The following is a 20,672-nucleotide window of genomic DNA, read 5'->3' as shown; positions in this document are numbered from 1 at the left end:
TCCGGGCGGGCCAGGCTAGCGCTTCGGCGCGGCTGACGCAGGCGGCCGGTCGGGTTGAGGCGGCATGAAATTGAGGATGACCGCCTCCGTGTCCTCCTTGTTGAAGGTCACGATGAGCCCCGACTTGTAGAAGTAGGTTTCCTGGTCGTTCTGGCTGACCACGTTGTCGGGGACCCCGAACCCCTGCACGATCGTGTTCTTGCCGAAGACCATGGACTTGGGCTCGAGGCGGACGACCCGGACCACCGTCGGCTTGTAGCCCTGCGGGGTGAGCAGCCCGTACTCGATCGTCATCCGCTGGATACCGCCCGGCGCCTGCGCCCCCTCGTAGACCCACTGCGACGTATCGTAGCCCTCGACCTTCGACCGGGATTCCTTGGTGGGCGCTCCGTATCGGGCGCGCACGGCGTCGGCGATGGTCACCCCGGGCTCGATGCCGCCCCACTCCTCGGCCGGCGCCGACGGGGGCCACGCGATCGGCAGCGCGAGAAAGACGACCAGCGCGAGAATCGAGCGCATCAGAAGCCGATCGCCGCGCCGTCGCCCCGGGGATCGGCCCCGCCGCGCAGCGTCCCGTGGTCGAGCGTGATCCCGTGGGCGTGGCCCATGCGCATGAACCAGTCCGACACCGGCGTGATCTGGTGGCCCTTCCGGGTCAGCGCGTCGCGAACTGCTTCGGGCACGCGGCTCTCGATGCGCACCTGGTCGACGACGTCACCCGGATCGATGGGCCCGGCGACGAAGCGCGGCCGCTCGATGGCCTCCTGGATCTCCATGCCGAAGTCGAGCGCGTTGGTGAGCGACTGGGTGTGGAACATGGCCTGGCCGTCGCCGCCCATGTTCGAGTAGCCGAGCACCGGCTGATCGCCCCGCGTGACCATGCACGCGATCAGGGTGTGGAAGGGGCGCTTGCCGGGTCCGAAGCAGTTCGGATGCCCCGGATCGGTATTGAAGTAGGCCCCGCGGTTCTGCAGCACCACCCCGGTGCCGGGCGCCACCACCGCCGAGCCGAAGGACTTGTAGAGGCTCTGGATGACGCTCATCACGTTGCCCTGCCCGTCCGCCACCACGAAGCCGGTGGTGTCGCCGTCGATCTCGCCCCACTTGTGCCACTGCGCCTTCCCGGGATCGAAGGCCAGACGGCGCCGCTCCGCGTACGCCTTGCCGATGAGCGTCTCGACCGGCACGCGCTCGTGCAACGGATCGGCCACCCAGCGGTCGCGATCGGCGTAGGCCAGCTTGGTCATCTCGATCAGCAGGTGCAGGTGCTCGGGCGAGTGGAACTCGTAGCGGCCGAGGTCGAAGGCCTCCAGCAGATTCAGGGTGAGCAGCGCGGCCAGGCCCTGCGTGGGCGGCGGCGTCTCGTAGATGGTGTAGCCGCGATAGGTCGAGGAGATCGGCTCGCCCCACGCGCCCTCGTGGGTGGCCAGATCATCTGCGGTGAGAAAGCCCTCGGCCTGCATCCGCTGGGCGATCGAGCGCGCGACGCGTCCCTTGTAGAACAGCTCCGGCTCCTGCCCCAGCTCGGTCAGCGTGCGCGCCAGATCGGGCTGCCGATAGCAGTCGCCCGTCTTCGGGAAGCGGCCGTCGAGGGCGATCACGCGATGCCACTCCGGATCGTCCACCATCGGCGCCTTCTCGCGAATGGCCTGCGCGACCACGTCCGACAGCGGGAACCCCTCTCCCGCGTAGTGAATGGCCGGCTCGAGCAGGCTGGCGAGCGGCCGCGTGCCGAAGCGGTCGAGCAGCATGCGCCAGCCGCGGGTCGCCCCGGGCACCGAGACGGAGCCGGGGCCGATGTTGGGCACCGCCTTCAGCCCGCGCCGGTTCAGCTCGTCGAGGCTCGCGCGCGAGCCCGAGCATCCCGCGCCGCTCAGGTAGTGCACGCGCCGGGTGGCCGCCTCGTGGTAGAGGCAGAAGATGTCACCGCCCACGCCGCAGAAGTTCGGCTGGGTGACCGCGAGCACCGCGTTGGTGGCGATGGCGGCGTCCACCACGTTGCCGCCCGACTTCAGCACCTCTACCCCGGCCAGCGAGGCCAGCGGGTGACACGAGGCGACCATGCCGCGACGGCCCATCGGGGCCTGGCGGTGCGCGTAGCCGATCTGGGGCATCTTAGCTCTCCGCGAAGAGGCGAGTGATCTCGTCCTGGGGGAATGTGGGCATCGGGCGCGGGTGGCCGCCGGACGTGAGGCTCACGCCCTGCGAGGCCTCGGTCACACGCCCGATGGCCGTGCAGTCGACGCCGACGCTGCGGCAGGCCTCGGCCACGCGCTCGGCATCGGACGCGGCCACCGCGAGCAGCAGCGAGCCCGACGCGATGGTGCCGAGCGGATCGAGCCCGAACGCCTCGCAGAGCGCGCGGCCTTCGCGCAATACCGGGATGCGCTCGCGATCGACGCGCACGCCCACGTCGGCGGCCTGCGCCAGCTCCCAGCACGCGGTGGCCACGCCACCCTCGGTCGGGTCGTGCATGGCGTGGACCCGCGCGGCCGCGCAGGCTGCGCGCGCCTCGGGCACCACGCTGATGCCGGGCCGCCGCAGCAGGTCACGCGCACGCTTCACGACGTCGGCGGCGACCCCCCGCCGCTCCGCCTCGGCGGCCCGCTCGCGCGCGATGATCGCCGTGCCCTCGAGCGGCACGCCCTTGGTGAGCAGCAGCGTGTCGCCGGGCCGCGCCCCTCCCGTGGTGACCAGGCGGTCCTTCGCCACCTCACCCAGCATGCAGCCGGAGACGATCGGGCGCGGCAGGCCGGCCGTCACCTCGGTGTGACCGCCGATGAGCGACACGCCGAGCTCCGCGCACGCCTCCCCGATGTCGGCGAAGAGCCGCTCGACCGCAGCCTCGGTGGCCGCGCCCTCGGGCAGCAGCACGGTGGCCAGGAACCAGAGCGGGCACGCGCCCCGCACGGCCAGATCGTTGGCGTTGACGTGCAGCGCGTACCAGCCGGCCTCGTCGGTGGCGAAGGTGATGGGATCGGTGGTGGCCACCAGGTAGCGATCGCCCATGTCGAGCACCGCGGCATCCTCGCCCAGGCGCGGTCCGACGATCACGCGCGAATCCGCCGGCGCGTGCGCGCCGAGGAGGCGACCGAGCAGCTGCGGTGGGAGCTTCCCGACCGGTAGGGCCGGCATGGCCCCCGTAGTATAGCCCAACAAATTCGCGGTGATGCCGATCCACCGCTCCCTCACCCTGCCCTCTCCGCCGGGGGGGAGAGGGTCGCCAACGCTAGAAGAGCGGGGAGGCGGCGCGGAGGGCCGCGATGACCAGGGGCCTGGGGTAGATGCCGGCGAGCACGACGCCGAGCACGCACACGAAGATGCAGAAGGACAGGAGCGGCGCGACCGGGATGGGATCGCGGCGGTCGGGGGCGTCGATGTACATGCGCTTGGCCACCAGCAGGTAGTAGAAGAGCGCGACGACCGTCAGGACCGCGCCCAGCAGCACCAGCCAGTAGAGGCCCTGCTCCGCCGCGGCCCAGAAGACGTAGAGCTTGGCCCAGAAGCCGGCCACGAACGGGATGCCGCCGAGCGAGAGCAGGAACAGCAGCATGCTCAGCGCCAGGATGGGCGAGCGCTGGGCGAGGCCGCGGTACGCCGCGATGCCCTCGGAGCCCTCGGCCTGCGCCACCGCCTCCACCACCAGGAACGCGCCCATGTTCCCGAACAGGTACGCGACCAGGTAGAAGAGCATCATCGCCACGCCGTTGGCGGAGACGGCCGCGAAGCCCACCAGCATGTAGCCGATGTGGGCCACGCCCGAGTAGGCGAGCAGGCGCTTGATGTTCTGCTGCGGGATCGCCATCAGGTTGCCGCCGATGATCGTCACCGCGGCGAGCCCCGTCGCCGCGGGAACCCAGAAGAGCACGCGGTCACCCATGCCCTCGAGGTAGAGCCGGAAGATCACGATGAAGCCGGCCGCCTTCGGGGCCACCGAGAGCCAGGCCACGAACGGCGTGCTCGCGGCCTCGTAGGTGTCGGGCACCCACATGTGGAACGGGAACGCGGCGATCTTGAACCCGAGGCCGCCCAGAGCCAGCAGCATGCCCAGCAGGAGCATCGGATGGCCCGTGGTCATGGCCGTCGCCACGCCGCGGATGTCGGTCGTACCCGCGATGCCGTACAGGAACGAGAGGCCGTAGATCAGCACCGCGGACGAGACCGTGCCCACCAGGAAGAACTTCAGCGCCGCCTCCACCGCCTCGGGCTCGCGCTTGAGGAAGCCGGCCAGGTAGTAGAGCGGGATCGACATCAGCTCGAACGCCACGAAGAGCAGGACCAGGTCGCGGGCCGAGCCCAGGACCAGCATGCCGAGCAGGGAGGCGAGGATGGCCACATAGTACTCGGTGGCCCGCCGGGCGAAGGCGACCGCCCGCAACGGGAGCGAGGCGAGCACGCCGATCAGGGTCGCCACGATGAAGAGGCGCTTGGCGAACAGGGCCAGCTCGTCCTGCACGAAGGCGCCGTTGAAGATCTCGGCGCCGGCCTCGGCGCGCCAGGAGATCCCGAGCAGGATCACCAGGCCGATCGCGGTGAGCACCCCGACGCGCCGCTTGTCGCCCGCGGGCATGACCAGGCCGACCAGGAACACGATCAGCATGAGGACGGCGAGCCCGATCTCGATCCCGAGCGCGCTCCTCACGTCGAACCCGTTCACTGGAGCACCCAGAGGCGGTTCAGCAGCGGCATCGTGGCGGTATCCACGGGGGCCAGCGCCAGCGACGGCCACACCCCGAAGAGCACGATCACGAACACCAGGATCCAGAGCGCGGCCCACTCCGGGCCTCGCGCGTCCGGCAAGTTCTGGAAGTGCGGATCGGGCGAGGGCGGCCCCCAGAAGATCTGCTTGGTGACGCGCAGCACGTAGATCGCGGTGAGATAGGCGCCGCCCACCGCGGGGATCAGCCACCACGAGTACGACGACTGCCACGCCCCCAGGAACGTGAGGAGCTCGGCCACGAAGCCGGCGGTGGCGGGCAGGCCGAGCGACGACAGGCCCGCGATGGTGAACGCGGTCGCGATCCCCGGCATCATCCGCGCGAAGCCGCCCATCTTGAAGATCTCGCGCGAGTGGGCCTTCTCGTAGACCAGGCCGACCAGGGCGAAGAAGAGGCCGGTCATGATCCCGTGGGCGAACATCTGGTAGACCGATCCGTTGAGCCCCACCTCGGTGAGGGTGGCCGCGCCGAGCATCACCACGCCCATGTGCGAGACCGAGGAGTAGGCGATCACGTACTTGAGATCGGTCTGGGCCATGGCCGAGAACGCGCCGTAGACGATGTTGATGCACGCGATCGTGCCGACCAGCCAGGACCACTGCAGCGTCGCGTCGGGCAGCAGCCCCATGCCGAGGCGCACCACCCCGTAGGCCCCGAGCTTCATGAGCACGCCGGCGTGCAGCATGGAGACGGCGGTGGGCGCGGAGGCGTGGCCGTCGGGCGACCAGGTGTGCAGCGGCCAGATGCCGGCCAGGATGCCGAAGCCCACGTAGAAGGCCAGGAACACCCAGGACTGCAGCCGCGGATCGAACTGGCCCAGCTCCATCTCGAGGAACGAGAACGACGACGAGTCGTTCGCCACGTAGAGGGCGAGGATGCCGACCAGGATGAAGGCGGACCCGAAGAGCAGGTAGAGGGTCAGCTTCATCGCGGCGTATTCCTTGGTGCCGACGCCGGTGCGGCCGAAGGCCCAGCCGAAGATGCCCTGCGGGCGCACCTCGCCGCTCGAGCCCCAGATGCCGATGAGCAGGTACATCGGCAGCACCGCGATCTCGTAGAACAGGAAGAGCACGAACAGGTCGAGCGAGACGAAGACGCCGTAGACCCCGGTCACCAGCACCAGCAGCAGGGCGTAGAACTCCTGGCTGCGCACCTTCACGGTCCAGGAGGCCCAGGCCCCCGCGAAGATGATGATCGAGGTGAGCAGCAGCATGAGCAGGCTCATGCCGTCGATGCCGAGCTGGTAGTTGATGCCCAGCGGCGCCACCAGCGGCACGTCCTCGTAGAACTGGAAGCCGGCCGCCTCCCGGTCGTAGGCCACGTAGATCACCAGGGTGAGTATCAGCGACACCGCGGTCGAGGCCACCGCCAGCCAGCGCACCAGCAGCGCGTTGCGCCGGGCCAGGAACATGATCAGCAGGGCCCCGACGAAGGGCGACCAGGTGATGATGGACAGCACCGGGAAGCTGCTGAGGCCGAGAGGCATCGCCGCGCTCATCGGGGCCAGCGCATCCAGACCATCAGGAGCAGCACGCCGAGGGCGACGCCGTAGATGTAGTCCTGGGCCTGGCCGGTCTGGATGCGTCGCAGCCGGTCGCCCACGGTGAGCGTCCACGCGCTGAGCACGTTCACGATGCCGTCGACGATGTAGCGGTCCACCCAGCCGACGATCCGCGAGAGGCCCAGGATGCCCTGGCGGTAGACCAGCGCAAACGCGTCGTCCAGCCAGAAGCGCTCGTCCACGGCCTCGCCGATGACCGCGAAGCGCCGGGAGAGCCAGTCCGCGCTGATCAGGCGCCGCCCGTACACGAGCCAGGCCAGCACGATGCCGGCCACCGCCACCGCGATGGCCACCCCGGCCAGCCAGCCCGGCGGGGCCAGCTCCGGCTCGACATTCCAGACCCGCGGCAGCCCGATGCCGATGACCATGGCCAGCGCGGCCAGGATCCAGAGGGGCACGGCCATGACGGCGGGCGGGTCGTGGGCATGGTCGCCGTGGGCGGGGGCGCCGAAGAAGACGATGAACACCACCCGGAACATGTAGAAGGCGGTGAGGAACGCGGCCAGTACCAGCATCGCGAACGGGATGGTGAGGCCGCCCACGTAGGTCGAGCCCAGGATCTCCTCCTTGGAAAAGAAGCCCGCGAAGAAGGGAATGCCCGCGAGGGACAGCGTGCCGATCAGGAACACCGCCAGCGTCTGCGGCATGCGTCGTGCGAGCCCGCCCATCGCGAAGATGTCGTTGCTGCCGACCGCGTGGATGACCGCCCCCGCGGCGAGGAAGAGCAGCGCCTTGAACACGCCGTGGGTGAGCAGGTGCAGGAACCCGGCGCTCGCAAACCCGGCTCCGATCGCCGCCATCATGTAGCCCAGCTGCGAGACGGTCGAGTAGGCGAGCACGCGCTTGATGTCGCGCTGCCCGCACGCCAGCGTGGCCGCGAGCAGCGCGGTGAACGCCCCGTTCCAGCCGACCGCGGCGAGCACGTCGGGCGTCTGCTCGAAGAGGAACGCGGTGCGGAAGAGCAGGTACACGCCCGCGGTCACCATGGTGGCGGCGTGGATGAGGGCCGACACCGGCGTGGGGCCCTCCATCGCGTCGGGCAGCCAGATGTGGAACGGGAACTGGGCCGACTTGCCGGCCGCGCCCAGGTAGATGAAGAAGGTGACGAGGCCGAGGCCGGTCAGCACCTCGCTGCCCGCCTGGGCCATCTCGAAGAGCTCGGAGAAGTCGAAGGTGCCGGTCCGGCTCCACAGCATGACGATGCCGATCAGGAAGAAGACGTCGCCCGCCTTGGTGATCCAGAAGGCCTTCACCGCGGCCCGCGCCGCCTCCGGGCGCTGATACCAGTAGCCGATCAGCAGGTACGAGCAGAGCCCGACCAGCTCCCAGCAGATGAACAGCTGAACGAAGTTGGGAGCCAGCACCAGGCCCATCATCGAGAAGGCGAACAGGGACTGGTAGGCGTAGTAGCGTCCGAGCGAGGCCGGCGGCTCGTCGGAGAGATAGCCGACCGAGTAGACCTGGACCAGGAACGAGATGAGCGCCACCAGGATCAGCATCAGGGCGGAATCCGCGTCGGCGAGCACCCCCACCGAGGTGAGCACCGCATCCTCGACCGGGATCCAGTCCCAGAGCACCCGGCGCGCCATGTCCGGCACCGCGAGCCGCCACGACCAGACCGCGGCGAGCAGCGCGCCGACCGAGAACACGATGGACACCGCGGCGGCGGGCCGCCCGGAGCGTCGCAGCGGCACGGCCAGGCTCAGGATCAGGAACGCGATGCCGGGAGCCAGCCAGGCCCCGAGCGCGAAGGTGCCGGACGCGGCCATGCCGGGCTATCCCCTGAGGAGGTCCAGGTGGTCCGCCACCGCGGTGCGGCGGAGGCGGAAGATCAGGATGACGAGGGCGAGGCCGAGCGCCACCTCCACCACCGTGATGCTGATGGTGAACACGGTGAAGACCATGCCGGCGACGTCGGCCCGGAAGCGGGCGAAGGCCACCAGGTTGATGTTGACCGCGTTGAGCATCAGCTCGATGCCGAGCAGGATGCCGATGGTGTTGCGCCGGGTCATGACGCCGAACAGGCCGATGCAGAACAACATGGCCGAGAGCGTGAGATAGGCCTGCAGGGTCATCTCAGTCGTCCGGCCGCGCGAAGTACAGCGCCCCGAGCAGGCCGGCCAGCAAGAGCACGCCCAGCAGCTCGAACGGCAGCACGTACGTGGTGAGCAGGCTCTCCCCGATGGCGGCGGTGAGCTCCTCGGTCACCGCGGGCCGCGAGATGGTCAGCGGCGCCCGGCGGAAGACCACCAGCAGCGCCACCAGCAGCGCGCCCGAGATGATGAACCCGGTGAAGATCTGCCGGCTCGACTGGGTGATCCGATGCGCGACCAGCCGCTCCGTCACCACGATGGCGAATACCGCGATCGTCACCACGCCGCCTGCGTACAGCAGCAGCTGGACCGCGGCCAGGAACTCCGCGTCGAGCGACAGGAAGAGCCCGGACGTGGCGGTCAGCATCAGGGCCAGGTACAGCACCGAGTGGAAGAGATTCCGGGTCAGGACCACCGCCAGAGCCGAGGCCAGCAGCACCACCGCCAGCCCCCAGAAGGTTATCGGCTCGAGGATCACTCGGCGCCACCTCCGGACTTGGTGGCCGACGCCGTGCCCGCTTCCGCCGCCTTCGCGGGTCCGCCGGCCTTGGCCGGTTCCGCCTCGGGGCGCGGGGCCTTCGGCGGGGTCTGCATGTCGCGCAGCAGGTTGCCGGTCGCCCACGACGGCTCGAAGCGCAGGCCGATCTGGTGGAGCCGGTCCTTGTCCAGCAGGAGCTCGCGCCGGTCCGACGTGGACATGTCGAACGACTTCATCATGATGATCGCGTCGGTGGGGCACACCTGCACACACAGCTCGCAGAATTCGCACGCGTACAGCTCGAGGGTGAACGTCTTGGCGTAGTTGCGCTTCTCCGCCTTGAGCATCTCCACCTTGATGACCTGGGGCGGGCAGATGTACTCGCACAGCCGGCAACCGATGCAGTTCTCCTCGCCGGTCTCCTTGTCGTAGGTCAGGGCGAGCAGCCCGCGGTAGCGATCCGGGTACGCGCGGACCTGGTCCGGGTAGTGCACGGTGACCGGCCGGCGGATCAGATTGATCAGGGTGACCTTCATGGCCCGGGCGACCGCCCGCACCAGGTCGTAGAGATCGCCCCAGAAGCTGTCGCCGAGCCGTCTAGCCATTGCCGCTCGTCAGCACCACCTGGAGCGCCGTCGCCATCAGCAGCAGGAGGCTGGCGGGCAGCAGGAGCTTCCAGGAGATGGCCAGGATCTGATCGGCCCGGATGCGCACGAAGCTCCAGCGGATCCAGGTCACCAGGAGGAAGACGAACATGGCCTTGAGCAGGAACCAGAGCGCGCCCCACCACGGCGAGGTATCCGCCCACGGCCCGCCCCACGCGCCCAGGAACAGGAGCGCCCCCAGGAACGAGGTGCCGATGATGTGGGCGTACTCGCCGAGCTGGATCAGCGCGAACTTCATGCCCGAGTACTCGACGCGGAAACCGGCCACCAGCTCCGACTCCGCCTCCAGGATGTCGAACGGCACGCGGTTCTCCGCGGCCAGCGTGGCCACCACGTAGAACAGGAACGCGAGCGTCCCGAACGGAAACCACGCCACGTACCAGAGATCCCCCTGGGCCGTCGCGATGTCGGAGAGGCGGAGCGAGCCCGCGAAGAGGACCGGCACGAGCGCCACGAAGATGAAGGGCAGGTCGTAGGAGATGATCTGGTTGACCGCCCGCATCGCGGAGAGCAGCGCGTACTTGTTGTTGGACCCCCAGCCGCCCATGAAGAGGCCGACGATCTCCATCGCCGACACCGCCAGGAAGAAGAGGATCCCGATGTTGAGGTCGGCGATCCCCAGGCCGGGGGCGAAGGGCAGCGTGGCGAAGATGAACATGCACGGCACGAGGAACACGATCGGGGCGAGGTTGTAGACCGAGCGGTCGGCCAGCCGCGGGACCACGTCCTCCTTCATCATGAGCTTCACCGCGTCCGCGATCGGCTGCAGGAGACCGTGCGGACCCACCCGATAAGGACCGATGCGTGACTGCATGCGCGCGGCGAACTTGCGCTCCAGCAGCGTGACGTAGGTCACCATGCCGATGATCACGTTGAGAACGATGAACCCTACGACGAACGCGTTGAACACCTCCCCGATCATCTGGGCACCCGGCTGATCGGTGCCTCGACTGGGCCACTGTTGTATGCGGTGGCCTCGACATGGCCCCCGCACTCCTCCGGTCCGCGGACCAGGCGTCCCATGCTAGCGGTCGACCTCGCCGAAGACCGGGTCCACCGAGCCCATGATCGCCACCACGTCGGCGACCTTGCAGCCGATGAGGATGTGCGGCAGGATCGAGAGGTTCGAGAACGACGCCCCCCGCCATTTCATGCGGTAGGGCTTGGCGCTGCCGTCGGAGACCAGGTAGCAGCCCACCTCACCGCGGGCGCCTTCGACCCGCGCGTAGCCTTCACCCTTGGCCACCCGCACCTGCCCCACCGACTTGACGCCCGGTCGCGAGGACACGGGGCCCTCGGGCAGGCCGTCCAGCGCCTGCCGCACGATGTTGATCGACTCGCGGAACTCCACCATCCGCACCCGGTAGCGCGCGTAGCAGTCCCCGGCGGTCTCCACCGGCACCTTGAAGTCGAAATCCTCGTAGGAGGAGTAGGGCTCGAGCCGGCGAATGTCGTAGCTGACCCCGGAGCCCCGGATCAGCGGCCCGGAGACGCCGACGGTCTGGGCGAGGTTGCGCGAGATGACGCCCACCCCCTGGGTCCGGGCCAGGAAGAAGGCGTTGCGCTCGAGCATGTCCTCGTACTCGTCGAGGCGCCGCTCGATCAGGCCGATGGTCTCGCGGCACTTCTGGGCCCAGCCGGCGGGAATGTCGTAGCGCGTGCCGCCCACCTGGTGGAAGCCGTAGAGTAGCCGCGCGCCCACCAGGGCCTCGAACAGGTCGAGGACCCACTCGCGCTCGCGGATGCAGTAGAGGAAGACGGTGGCCCCGCCGCCGAGCGCCCCGCCCATGTCCAGGCACCAGGTACCGAGCCAGAGGCAATGCGAGGCGATGCGCTGCAGCTCGGCCATGATCACCCGCAGGTACTGGGCGCGCCGCGGCACCTCGACCTTGCCCACCATCTCGGCCGCGCGCACGTAGGCCAGCTCGCTGGTCATCGCGGCCACGTAGTCGGTCTTCGACGCGATCGAGGGGTACTGGGTGTAGGTCAGCGACTCGCCCAGCTTTTCGTGGCAGCGGTGCAGATAGCCGATCACCGCGTCCACCGCCACCACCGTTTCGCCCTCGAGGGTCAGGATCGCGCGGAACACGCCGTGGGCGGACGGGTGCTGCGGCCCCATGTTCATGGTGAGGCGCTCGCTGCCGCCGTAGCCCAGCTCGATGACTTTCCTGGCTTCCGGATCCATGTCAGCCTTCGGGCGACTCTCTCTTCTGCCTCTTTGTTCTGACGGTCGTCGCAGGCGACGACCAGTGTCGGTGTCAGGCCTCGGGCGACTCTCTCTTCCGCCTCGTTGTTCTGACGGTCGTCGCAAGCGACGACCTCTATAGAGTGGGCGCTTGCGCGCCGTTTTCTTAGCGCATCGGCGAGAACGGCGCGGGTTGCAGTACGATGGCCTGCATGGTGGCGAGCAGCGGTGTGGATTTGCCGAGGAACGTCTGCCACTCGGGCTCGTGCGCCATCTTGCCGCGGGCCGCCGCCCGGTCGTTCAGGTCGCGATAGACCCACAGGTGCACGACCTCGTTCAGCTGCGCGACCTCGGTCTGCCATACCCCGACCCGCCGGGTGAACTTCTCGCGAAAGGGCAGGATCTCCTTGAACAGACCCAGCCACTCGCCGAGCTTGCCCACGTGGGCGCGGTACCAGCGCAGCTCGTACACGTTGCCGGTGTCCGACGGCGGGGTCATCGGCACCACCGCCGAGAGGATCTTGTTCTCCTGCGTCAGCATCATCGGCCGGATCTTCGGGATGTACTCCCTGGTCCACGCCTCGTCCTTGGCGAGCGCCGCCCGCAGCCGCTCGCGCTCGTTGAGGTCCGGGTAGCTCCACAGGTGCACCAGCTGATTGAGGGTGCCGAACTCGGTGGACCAGTAGCCCTCCAGCTTGCCGTACTTGTCGCCGCGGATCTTGCGGCCGATCTCGCCGTTCAGCTTGAGGTACTCCGCCTGCTTGCCCGGCATCAAGGTGTACGTGCGCAGCTCGTAGATCATGGCGCCCTCCTCAGCGATACGGCGGGTGTGGCGTGTCCACCGCGTACGATTTCAGCAGCGGGTGGCCCTCCCAGTCCTGGGGCAGCAGGATGCGACGCAGATCGGAATGCCCGGCGAAGCGGATCCCGAACATGTCGTAGCACTCGCGCTCCATCCAGTCGGCGCCCGGGTAGAGCGGCTGCAGCGACGCGCACTCCGTCTGGCCGGGGCCCAGGCGCGTCTTCATCATGACCGCGAGCCCGACGTCGAGATTCTCGACGCGCGTCACCACTTCGAGGCCTTGCTCCTTCCAGTCCACCGCGCTCAGGAAGTTGAAGTAGAGGCAGCCCAGCGTGTCCCGGGCGAAAGTCGCGAGCTCGACCCACCGGTCGGCCGGCACGGATACGGCGAGAAGGGGCCCGTCGCCCTCGGCGGCCACGCCGAAGCGCTCCTGGATCCGGACCCGCGCCTGGTCGTGGCTCACGCGATCAGTCGACCTTCTCGGTGGGGGCGGCGCGCTTTCCCGTCTTGCGGAAGTACGTGATCTGCTCCTGCAGGAGCAGCAGCCCGTTCAGCAGAGACTCGGGGGGCGGCGGGCACCCCGGCACGTAGACGTCCACCGGGATCACTCGGTCCACGCCCTTCACCACGTGATAACCGTGGCGGAACGGGCCGCCCGAGTTGGCGCACGAGCCCATCGATACCGCCCACTTCGGATCCGGCATCTGGTCGTAGATACGCTTGAGCATCGGGGCCATCTTGATGGTGACGGTGCCGGAGACGATCATCAGATCCGAGTGCCGCGGCGAGGCCCAGGGCACCATGCCGAGCCGCTCCACGTCGAAGCGCGACGCGAACGTGGCCATCATCTCGATCGCGCAGCACGCGAGGCCGAAGGTCACCGGCCACACCGACGACTTCCGCGCCCAGTTGAGAAACGCGTCGGCCACGCTGGTGACCACGAAGCCGCCCGGGAACTGGTGGATGCCCTCGGCGACACTCTCGAACAAGGCCGAGTGCTTGTCGCCCTCCGGCCTCTCCTGCCGGTATTTCTCCCACTCCTGCAGGTCCTTGAATTCGGTCCAGACCGCCGGCGGGATCTGTGGGGTCGGCGCCTTTATTTCCATTCGAGTATCCCCTCCTTGTAGGCATACACCCAGCCCAGGGAGAGGATCGCGACGAACAGGCCCATGGTCGCCATGGCGGGCAGCCCGAGAGGGCGCAGGACGAGGGCCCACGGGAACAGGAACACGGCCAGCGCATCGAACACGATGAAGATCAGCGCGACCAGATAGAAGCCGACCGGGAACTGCACCCACGCCTCGCCGATCGGCTCGGCCCCACACTCGTAGTTCTCGATCTTGGACGCGTACGGCCGGGCCGGGCGGAGCACCTTGGCCATGCCCAGCGACACCACCGCGAACGCCACGATCAAACCCAGATAGATGATGACCGGCAGATACCCTGACAACACGGCCTCCCTGCCACTGTTCCTCGATCCGGATGCCTACAAACCCCGCGAAGTATAACACATGGGGCCTCGCGCGCCGATCTCCCGGAAACTCTCCACGTGTATAGCGGTAGGATTTCGCCCACCCGCGTCGACTCGTTGAATCCGTCAGGCGCGTATACGCAAAATTGACACCTAGACCCGGCGAACGTCCAATGAGAGAGTTTGAAGCCGCCGATCTCGTTGGGCTTTCACCCATGCAAATCGATGGCACCTCGGTTGCTTGCCAATTTTCGACCGTTCGGGGCATCTTCACGTCACGTAGGCAACCCATCACCACGATCGGAGCACCGTGGGCACCGAAGAGCTGAACCGGGAGCTGGCTTTCGCGGGTCAGAAGGTCAAGCAGAAGGTCATCTTCGCCCTCACCCTCGCCTCGGTCATCCCGCTGCTGATCCTGACCTATGCGTTCCAGGCGCCCGTTCGAAACATGCTCGGGCCGATCGGTCAGTACACCGAGACGTTCACGATGCCCGCCCTGCTCATCTTCACCGGCCTGCTCATGGCCGGCGGCGCCTTCGTGGTGTGGGACGTGGCCTCGGCGATCTCGCGCGCGGCCAACCTCGCCACCACCGCGAAGCTCTCGGACCTGCCCACGACGCCCACCCGCAAAGACGAGATCGGCACGCTGATGACCTCGTTCGCCAAGATGCTCGCCACCATCGAGCAGCAGACCGACGAGATCAACCAGTTCCCGAAGCGGCTCGACCAGCTGGCGCGTCAGGCCTTCCGCGATTCCCTGACCAGCATGCCGAACCGGGCGCTCTTCATGGATCGGCTCTCGCACGCCCTCACCCGCACCGAGCGGCGCGGCGAGCAGCTCGCGGTGCTGTTCCTCGATCTCGATCGCTTCAAGGTCGTCAACGACAGCCTCGGCCACAGCGTGGGCGACCAGCTACTGGTGGGAGTGAGCCAGCGGCTCGCCGCCTGTCTCCGTCCCGAGGACACCATCGCTCGGCTCGGCGGCGATGAGTTCGCGATCCTCCTGGAAGACGTGAAGGACGACCGGGGCCCGACGTCGGTGGCCGATCGCCTCACCGCCGAGCTGCAGCAGCCGTTCAAGGTCGAGGGACGCGAGGTCATCATCACGGTCAGCATCGGCATCGCGATGAGTACCGCCAAGCGCATGACCCCCGAGGACATCCTGCGTGACGCCGACCTGGCCATGTACCACGCCAAGGGCAAGGGCAAGGCCCGCTACGAAGTCTTCGACAAGAGCATGAACGCGCCGGCCCAGGAGCGGATGGACCTCGAGCTGGACCTGCGCAACGCGGTGACGCGCGGCGAGTTCACCCTGCACTACCAGCCGGTCGTCGACCTGCCGAGCGGGCGCATCACCGAGGTGGAGGCCCTGGTCCGCTGGAGGCACCCGCAGCGCGGCCTGCTCTTCCCCGCCGACTTCGTCGGCCTCTCCGAGGAGACCGGCCTCATCGTTCCCCTCGGCCGCTGGGTCCTCCACGAGGCCTGCCGGCAAACCCGCCAGTGGCAGCTCGCGTCCCCCGGCACCCCGCTCGCCATCAGCGTGAACATCTCGGCGCGCCAGCTGCAGCAGCCCGGTCTCGTGGAGGAGATCGCCGCGGTGCTGCGGGACACCCGCCTCGACCCGTCCACGCTCCGGCTCGAGATCACCGAGACGGTGGTCATGCACGACGCGCCCGCCACCCTGGCCAAGCTGGAGGCGCTGAAGGCCATCGGCGTGCAGCTGGCCATCGACGACTTCGGCACGGGCTACTCGTCGCTCGGCTATCTCAAGCGCTTCCCGGTCGACACGCTCAAGATCGACCGCTCGTTCGTGAAGGGCATCGGCGGCAACGTGGAGGACAGCGCGATCGTGCGGGCCGTGATCACGGTGGCCAAGAGCCTCAATCTCTCGGTGACCGCCGAGGGCATCGAGACCGCCGAGCAGCTCGAGCATCTGCGCGCCCTCGGTTGCGATCACGGTCAGGGCTACTTCTTCGCGAAGCCGCTCACCAGCGACCGCGTGCCGGCGCTTCTGCTCTCCACGTCGCCCTGGGGGGCGCGCTCGGATCCCACGGTCACCAACGGGCACGCGAGCCACAACTAGTCCGTCACCGCCCGCGTTCGCGGGCTTCTGGGGGCCGCTCGAGAATCTCGCCCGCCGCTAGCGCGTCGTGGGCCGCGCCGACAGTCCCATCACGCGGCCGACCTGCGGCGGCCGCGGCACCCGGTCGTGAGCGCGCTGGACGCCCGCCAGGCCCCGAAGGATCTCGGGAGCCATCGGGGCTCCGCGTCGCGTCTCCTGGCTCACGTGCAGCGACACCAGCTCGTTGGTCGCGGCCAGATAGCCCGAGTCGCGGTGATACATGGCGTGGATGTAGTGCATGCGCTTGGCGTCGAAGGCCAGCAGCTGGGTGGTGAACCGAAGCGGATCACCCTCGCGCACCTCCCGATGGTAGGTGACGTGCGCCTCCAGGCAGAACGTGGTCACCGCCCGCCCGGCTCGATGTCGCTCGTCCAGTCCGATGCGCCGCATCCACGCGTCGGTGGCCAGGTCGAACACGACCAGGTAGTAGCCCATGTTCATGTGCCGGTTGTTGTCGATCCACTCGGGACGCACCACGCACGTGAACTCCGATCCGATCACGTCCTGATCGCTGATCTCGTCCTCCCGGCCCCCCGATCTCCCCCGCCGTCGCAGCATAGCCACATCCGATCCGGGATCAAGGACCCATCACGTGTTGGGTATTCGGAAAAAATCTCCCCGCCTATGCTTGAAGTCCACGGAGGTCACGCCGATGACCAACTACGCCCCGCACGAGCTGGCGCTGGTGTTCCCGCCGATGACCGAGTCGGAGTTCGCCGCGTTCAAGGAAGACATCCGCGAGCACGGTCAGCACGAGCCGATCACCCTCTACGAGGGCAAGATCCTCGACGGTCTCCACCGCTATCGGGCCTGCCAGGAACTGGGCCGCGAGCCCCAGGTCGTTCGTTTCGGGGGGAATCCCCGCGCGGCGGCGCAGCTGGTCCTCGGCCGAAACTTCCATCGCCGCCATCTGACGACCTCGCAGCGGGCGATGGTGGCCGCGGAGATGTGCAAGCTGAGGCCGCGCGGTAATACGGGGAATTCCCCCTATTTGACCGCGGCCCAGGCCTCGACGCTCATGGGCGTCAGTGAAGACCTCGTGCGCGACGCCAAACGCTTGTTGAGGCACGGGGACGAGGACCTCCTCCAGGCCGTGCGCGCGGGAGTCCAGACCGTCTCCGCCGCCGTCCAGGAGAAGGACCGGAAGAAGAACAAGACGCACTTCACGTTCCTCGAGCAATTCGCGCAGCGCCTCGACCGGGCGCTCCAGGGCCACCGCGAGCGCGACGCCCAGGTCGTCTACGCGGCGAAGCCCCTGCTGCAGTACCTCCGCCTGCGCATCCACGACTACCTGGAGCCGCGAATCGCCGAGCCGCTCATCGCCAGCGACGGAACCGTGCTCTGGGATCCGGCCGAGCTCAAGGTGCCCGACTGGCTCTACACCGAACGCGGGGAGGAGGTGGCGACGGAGCGGCGAGCCCGCCTCGCCGTCCTCTTGCCGAGAGCGAGAGCCGCCGCGGGCGCGTTCCCGGGCAGGCGGTGCCCGGACTGCGGGCTGCCGCTGCTCTCCACCGTCACCGCCACCGAGTGCTCGTACTGCGCCGTCTGTCGGGGCAACGTGCTCTGGGAATGGTCCTGGATGCGGGAGCAGGTCGAGGTCGCATTCAGCAGCGCCCTCATGGGCCAGGCGCCGGCGTCCGCCCGGCGGGGGTAGCCGGAGCCACCCCCGCCGGGGCGCGCCACCGCAGGCGCGACGCGATCTAGAGCAGCGCCTGGAAGAACCCGAGCGTCCGCTGACGGGCGAGCGCCGCGCTCGCCTCGTGATAGCTGCCTCGCTCGTCGCAGGCGAAGCCATGGCCCGCCGGATAGATGTGCATCGGCACTTCCGGGTGGGCGGCGCGCACGCGGGCCCAGTGCTCGGCCGGAATCGCCTGATCGGTCTCGCCGAAGTGTAGCAGGACCGGACACCGCGGCGTCTCGGTCGCGGTCTCCGCGATCCCGCCGCCGTAGTAGCCGACCGCCGCGTTGACGCCGTCGATCCGGGTGCACGCGAGCCACGCCAGGGTGCCGCCCAGGCAATAGCCGACCACGCCCACGCCGCGGCCCTCCGCCTTGAGCGCCTCGACCGCCGCCTTCACGTCGCGCACCATGTCCGCGATGTCCACCTTGCCGCGGATCGAGCGGCCGCGCTCGATGTCGTCGGCGGTGTAGCCGAGGGTGATGCCCGGCTCCACCCGATCGAAGATCGCGGGCGCCAGCGCCACGTAACCATCGGCCGCGAAGCGATCGCAGACGTTCTGGATGTGGTGGTTGACGCCAAAGATCTCCTGGACGACCACCAGGCCGGCCTTGGGAGTGCCGCTCGGGGCGGCGCGATATGCGGAGAGGCGGTGACCGTCGTCTGCGGTGAGATTGATCATCTGACCCATCGATTCGCTCCTTGTCGTCCTGTCGGTTGGCAATTGCCCATCACAGCAGCGGCCGCGCCAGGACCACGAGCCGGGGCAAATCGGGCTCGGGCCCTTTCAGCAACACGGTGGCGGCCGCGGTCACGCGCGCGCCCGCGCGCTCCAGCAGCCGACAGGCCGCGCGAGCCGTGCCGCCGGTGGCGATCACGTCGTCCACCAGCAGCACCCGGCGGCCTTCCAGCAGCGGCCAGTCGAGCGGATCCAGCACCAGGGCCTGCGCGCCCGCGGTGGTCACGCTGCTCGCCTCTTCCACGAGGGGCTCGCGCGGCCGCCGCGGCATGTAGTTCTTCATCCCCTTCCGGAGCACCACGTACCGATCCTGACCGAAGCACTCCACCACCACCTGCACCATGCCCACCGCCTTCGACTCCGAGCACACCACCACGTCGAAGACCTCGTCGAGCGCGATGCCCTCGTCCATCAGCCGGCGGTAGAGCAGATCACCGCACGCCTGGTTCAGTCGTCCCTGGCCCAGCAGGTTGAACGAGGCGATGTAGCGCCGCGAGCCGTGGAGCTGGGTGATGGGCCGGTCGGTGGTCAGCGCCCCGGATCCGATGCGCAGCTCGCACCAGCCGATCACGTCGCCCGGCGTGGTCTGCCCGCCCGCCGCCGGCCTCGGCTCGGCCTGCTCCCAGCCTTCCGCCTCCGCGAGGGTGGACGCGAGCCATCGGGCCGCCGCGAAATCTCCGTCGTCGAGCGTGGTCAGGCACTCGATCCGGGCCTGGCGCAGCCGGACCCGCGCGTCGTCGTCGACGGCCGCCCGGGGCAGCACCGCGGCGGGCCGCGTGTCGTCCCGGCGGCCGAGTGCGGTCACCGCGGCGGCGGCGTCTTCGTAGGCCCCGATGACGACGGCAGCCACGATCCGCTCTACCGCTCGTCCACGGCCCGCCGGACGTCGGCCGCGTGCCCGTCCACCTTGACGTCGTCCCAGCGGCGCGCCACGTCGAGCACGCTGATGCCGAGCACCGCCGCCTTGCCCTTCTTGAAGTCGGGCAGCGCGTCGCGGAACGCGCACGCCTCCCGGGTGCAGCCGGGCGTGTCGTCCTCGGGAGAGAAGTAGAGGATGAGCGGCCGGCCCGCGTAGTCCCGCAGCCGGTGCACCGTGCCCTCCTGATCGGGCAGCGAGAACGCGGGCGCCCTGCCGCCGGGCTCGACGACTGCCATGGACTATCCTCCTGGGGTTCGGCCACGAGCCGGTTCCGCGACCACCGGCTCGGGCCGCGGGCCGGCGCCCATCCTACTCCGGGCCCGACGGGCGCGCTACTTGCCGGACAAGCGCCGGCCGATGCGCTTCTCCACCACGTGGGTCACCGCCGAGAAGTCCTCGCGGCCCCAGCCGCTGTCGAGCGCCTCGTCGTAGCTGCGCTTGGTCTCCTCCAGGATCGGCGACGGCACCTGGACCGAGCGGGCCAGGTCGAGGGCGAGCGTCACGTCCTTGCGCATCAGCTCGAGCATGAATGTCGGCGAGAACTCGCCCTCGAAGATCCGCTTGGCGCGGCGGTCGAAGTAGGTGCCGTAGGCCATGCCGCCGCCGTTGCGCACCACGTCGTAGAAGGTCATGGGATCGACCCCGGACTGCACGCAGACCGCGAGTGCCTCCGCCACCGCCACCGAGGTCACCGCGGCGAGCCCGTTGTGGATCAGCTTCACCCGGTTCGCCATGCTGGGGCCCCCGACGTACATGTGCATCTTCCCCATGATCTCCAGGTAGGGCGCGATGGTGGGCACGCGCGCGGCCTCGCCGCCGACGATGAAGAAGATCTGGCCCTCGACGGCCTGCGGCTGTGAGCCGAGCATCGGCGTGTCCATGTGATCGACACCCCGGCTCTTCAGCGCGGCGTGCAGGGCGATCGTCACGTCCGGGCTGACCGTGGAGCAGTCGCAGGTGACCAGCCCGGCCTTGGCGGCCGAGGCGACGCCGCGGTCACCCAGATAGACCTCGCGCACGATGGCGTCGTTGGGCAGGCAGGTGAACACCACCGCGCTCTCCGCCGCGACCTGCGCGACCGAGCGCGCGACCGTCGCGCCGGGCAGCCGCCCGGCGGCGGCCAGGGCCGCGGGGCTCGCGTCGTGCACCACGAGAAGGACGCCGCCCTTCGCCAGGTTCGTCGCCATCGGCAAGCCCATCGTACCCAGTCCGATGAATCCGATTCGGTCCGCCATGATCGC

Annotated in this window: 22 protein-coding genes; 2 read left to right on the top strand and 20 right to left on the bottom strand. The window is 68.9% G+C overall.

The window, feature by feature from the left end:
- Positions 1-15 precede the first annotated feature (15 nt).
- The 15 genes from VKN16_04090 to VKN16_04020 all read right to left on the bottom strand — a co-directional run bounded on the left by VKN16_04090 (position 16) and on the right by VKN16_04020 (position 13,952).
- Positions 16-519 (bottom strand): hypothetical protein, encoded by a 504-nt coding sequence (locus VKN16_04090; GenBank protein ID HME93385.1) that lies wholly within the window; start codon positions 517-519, stop codon positions 16-18.
- Positions 519-2,114, bottom strand: a complete 1,596-nt coding sequence (ggt, locus tag VKN16_04085) for a gamma-glutamyltransferase (protein ID HME93384.1) — start codon at positions 2,112-2,114, stop codon at positions 519-521. The genes VKN16_04090 and ggt overlap by 1 nt, the downstream gene beginning before the upstream one ends.
- A 1-nt stretch (position 2,115) precedes the next feature.
- Positions 2,116-3,054 (bottom strand): AIR synthase family protein, encoded by a 939-nt coding sequence (locus tag VKN16_04080; GenBank protein ID HME93383.1) that lies wholly within the window; start codon positions 3,052-3,054, stop codon positions 2,116-2,118.
- A 175-nt stretch (positions 3,055-3,229) separates the two neighbouring features.
- The gene (locus tag VKN16_04075; GenBank protein HME93382.1) at positions 3,230-4,642 is read right to left on the bottom strand and encodes an NADH-quinone oxidoreductase subunit N; all 1,413 of its coding nucleotides are present in this window, start codon (positions 4,640-4,642) and stop codon (positions 3,230-3,232) included.
- Positions 4,643-4,653: 11 nt separating this feature from the next.
- A complete protein-coding gene (locus VKN16_04070) occupies positions 4,654-6,204 on the bottom strand; it encodes an NADH-quinone oxidoreductase subunit M (protein ID HME93381.1) in 1,551 nt (516 codons plus the stop codon).
- An 8-nt stretch (positions 6,205-6,212) separates the two neighbouring features.
- Positions 6,213-8,048: an NADH-quinone oxidoreductase subunit L gene (nuoL, locus tag VKN16_04065; protein HME93380.1), complete on the bottom strand. Its 1,836-nt coding sequence runs from the start codon at positions 8,046-8,048 to the stop codon at positions 6,213-6,215.
- A gap of 6 nt (positions 8,049-8,054) precedes the next feature.
- Complete coding sequence (gene nuoK, locus VKN16_04060) at positions 8,055-8,354, bottom strand: NADH-quinone oxidoreductase subunit NuoK (GenBank protein ID HME93379.1); 300 nt, start codon at positions 8,352-8,354, stop codon at positions 8,055-8,057.
- Between the two features lies 1 nt (position 8,355).
- A complete protein-coding gene (locus tag VKN16_04055) occupies positions 8,356-8,850 on the bottom strand; it encodes an NADH-quinone oxidoreductase subunit J (GenBank protein HME93378.1) in 495 nt (164 codons plus the stop codon).
- Positions 8,847-9,455, bottom strand: a complete 609-nt coding sequence (locus VKN16_04050) for an NADH-quinone oxidoreductase subunit I (GenBank protein ID HME93377.1) — start codon at positions 9,453-9,455, stop codon at positions 8,847-8,849. Before VKN16_04050 ends, VKN16_04055 begins: the two co-directional genes overlap by 4 nt.
- The gene (nuoH, locus tag VKN16_04045) at positions 9,448-10,437 is read right to left on the bottom strand and encodes an NADH-quinone oxidoreductase subunit NuoH (protein HME93376.1); all 990 of its coding nucleotides are present in this window, start codon (positions 10,435-10,437) and stop codon (positions 9,448-9,450) included. Before nuoH ends, VKN16_04050 begins: the two co-directional genes overlap by 8 nt.
- A gap of 102 nt (positions 10,438-10,539) precedes the next feature.
- The gene (locus VKN16_04040) at positions 10,540-11,700 is read right to left on the bottom strand and encodes an NADH-quinone oxidoreductase subunit D (protein HME93375.1); all 1,161 of its coding nucleotides are present in this window, start codon (positions 11,698-11,700) and stop codon (positions 10,540-10,542) included.
- 166 nt (positions 11,701-11,866) lie between these two features.
- Positions 11,867-12,502, bottom strand: a complete 636-nt coding sequence (locus tag VKN16_04035) for an NIPSNAP family protein (protein HME93374.1) — start codon at positions 12,500-12,502, stop codon at positions 11,867-11,869.
- Between the two features lie 10 nt (positions 12,503-12,512).
- Positions 12,513-12,965, bottom strand: coding sequence for an NADH-quinone oxidoreductase subunit C (locus tag VKN16_04030; GenBank protein HME93373.1), 453 nt, complete (start codon positions 12,963-12,965; stop codon positions 12,513-12,515).
- Positions 12,966-12,969: 4 nt separating this feature from the next.
- Complete coding sequence (locus VKN16_04025) at positions 12,970-13,608, bottom strand: NADH-quinone oxidoreductase subunit B family protein (protein ID HME93372.1); 639 nt, start codon at positions 13,606-13,608, stop codon at positions 12,970-12,972.
- The gene (locus VKN16_04020) at positions 13,599-13,952 is read right to left on the bottom strand and encodes an NADH-quinone oxidoreductase subunit A (protein ID HME93371.1); all 354 of its coding nucleotides are present in this window, start codon (positions 13,950-13,952) and stop codon (positions 13,599-13,601) included. Before VKN16_04020 ends, VKN16_04025 begins: the two co-directional genes overlap by 10 nt.
- Before the next feature lie 331 nt (positions 13,953-14,283).
- Here VKN16_04020 and VKN16_04015 point away from each other — a divergent pair, with 331 nt between their 5' ends.
- Positions 14,284-16,056: an EAL domain-containing protein gene (locus VKN16_04015; protein ID HME93370.1), complete on the top strand. Its 1,773-nt coding sequence runs from the start codon at positions 14,284-14,286 to the stop codon at positions 16,054-16,056.
- 57 nt (positions 16,057-16,113) lie between these two features.
- Here the strand turns inward: VKN16_04015 and VKN16_04010 are convergent, their stop codons facing one another.
- Positions 16,114-16,653, bottom strand: coding sequence for a thioesterase family protein (locus VKN16_04010; GenBank protein HME93369.1), 540 nt, complete (start codon positions 16,651-16,653; stop codon positions 16,114-16,116).
- A gap of 94 nt (positions 16,654-16,747) precedes the next feature.
- On the opposite strand from VKN16_04010, the gene VKN16_04005 reads away from it, so the two are divergent.
- The gene (locus VKN16_04005) at positions 16,748-17,749 is read left to right on the top strand and encodes a ParB N-terminal domain-containing protein (protein HME93368.1); all 1,002 of its coding nucleotides are present in this window, start codon (positions 16,748-16,750) and stop codon (positions 17,747-17,749) included.
- Positions 17,750-17,795: 46 nt separating this feature from the next.
- Here the strand turns inward: VKN16_04005 and VKN16_04000 are convergent, their stop codons facing one another.
- From VKN16_04000 to VKN16_03985, 4 genes are all read right to left on the bottom strand, one after another.
- Positions 17,796-18,464 (bottom strand): dienelactone hydrolase family protein, encoded by a 669-nt coding sequence (locus tag VKN16_04000; protein ID HME93367.1) that lies wholly within the window; start codon positions 18,462-18,464, stop codon positions 17,796-17,798.
- Positions 18,465-18,504: 40 nt separating this feature from the next.
- Positions 18,505-19,362 (bottom strand): phosphoribosyltransferase family protein, encoded by an 858-nt coding sequence (locus VKN16_03995; protein ID HME93366.1) that lies wholly within the window; start codon positions 19,360-19,362, stop codon positions 18,505-18,507.
- An 8-nt stretch (positions 19,363-19,370) separates the two neighbouring features.
- Complete coding sequence (locus VKN16_03990) at positions 19,371-19,667, bottom strand: peroxiredoxin (GenBank protein ID HME93365.1); 297 nt, start codon at positions 19,665-19,667, stop codon at positions 19,371-19,373.
- 96 nt (positions 19,668-19,763) lie between these two features.
- Positions 19,764-20,666 (bottom strand): NAD(P)-dependent oxidoreductase, encoded by a 903-nt coding sequence (locus VKN16_03985; GenBank protein ID HME93364.1) that lies wholly within the window; start codon positions 20,664-20,666, stop codon positions 19,764-19,766.
- Positions 20,667-20,672 lie beyond the last annotated feature (6 nt).

The sequence above is a fragment of the Candidatus Methylomirabilota bacterium genome, assembly GCA_035315345.1.
Lineage (GTDB): Bacteria > Methylomirabilota > Methylomirabilia > Rokubacteriales > CSP1-6 > CAMLFJ01.
This window is presented reverse-complemented; position numbering and strand designations above follow the sequence as displayed.

Excerpts from the sequence above, each read along its gene's own strand:
- VKN16_04090 (HME93385.1), bottom strand. The coding sequence starts at position 519 with ATGCGCTCGATTCTCGCGCTGGTCGTCTTTCTCGCGCTGCCGATCGCG.
- VKN16_04025 (HME93372.1), bottom strand. The coding sequence starts at position 13,608 with ATGGAAATAAAGGCGCCGACCCCACAGATCCCGCCGGCGGTCTGGACC.
- VKN16_03985 (HME93364.1), bottom strand. The coding sequence starts at position 20,666 with ATGGCGGACCGAATCGGATTCATCGGACTGGGTACGATGGGCTTGCCG.
- VKN16_04005 (HME93368.1), top strand. The coding sequence starts at position 16,748 with ATGACCAACTACGCCCCGCACGAGCTGGCGCTGGTGTTCCCGCCGATG.
- VKN16_04070 (HME93381.1), bottom strand. The coding sequence starts at position 6,204 with ATGCCTCTCGGCCTCAGCAGCTTCCCGGTGCTGTCCATCATCACCTGG.
- nuoK (HME93379.1), bottom strand. The coding sequence starts at position 8,354 with ATGACCCTGCAGGCCTATCTCACGCTCTCGGCCATGTTGTTCTGCATC.
- VKN16_04040 (HME93375.1), bottom strand. The coding sequence starts at position 11,700 with ATGGATCCGGAAGCCAGGAAAGTCATCGAGCTGGGCTACGGCGGCAGC.
- VKN16_04010 (HME93369.1), bottom strand. The coding sequence starts at position 16,653 with ATGCTGCGACGGCGGGGGAGATCGGGGGGCCGGGAGGACGAGATCAGC.
- nuoH (HME93376.1), bottom strand. The coding sequence starts at position 10,437 with ATGATCGGGGAGGTGTTCAACGCGTTCGTCGTAGGGTTCATCGTTCTC.
- VKN16_03990 (HME93365.1), bottom strand. The coding sequence starts at position 19,667 with ATGGCAGTCGTCGAGCCCGGCGGCAGGGCGCCCGCGTTCTCGCTGCCC.
- VKN16_04000 (HME93367.1), bottom strand. The coding sequence starts at position 18,464 with ATGGGTCAGATGATCAATCTCACCGCAGACGACGGTCACCGCCTCTCC.
- ggt (HME93384.1), bottom strand. The coding sequence starts at position 2,114 with ATGCCCCAGATCGGCTACGCGCACCGCCAGGCCCCGATGGGCCGTCGC.
- nuoL (HME93380.1), bottom strand. The coding sequence starts at position 8,048 with ATGGCCGCGTCCGGCACCTTCGCGCTCGGGGCCTGGCTGGCTCCCGGC.
- VKN16_04035 (HME93374.1), bottom strand. The coding sequence starts at position 12,502 with ATGATCTACGAGCTGCGCACGTACACCTTGATGCCGGGCAAGCAGGCG.
- VKN16_04050 (HME93377.1), bottom strand. The coding sequence starts at position 9,455 with ATGGCTAGACGGCTCGGCGACAGCTTCTGGGGCGATCTCTACGACCTG.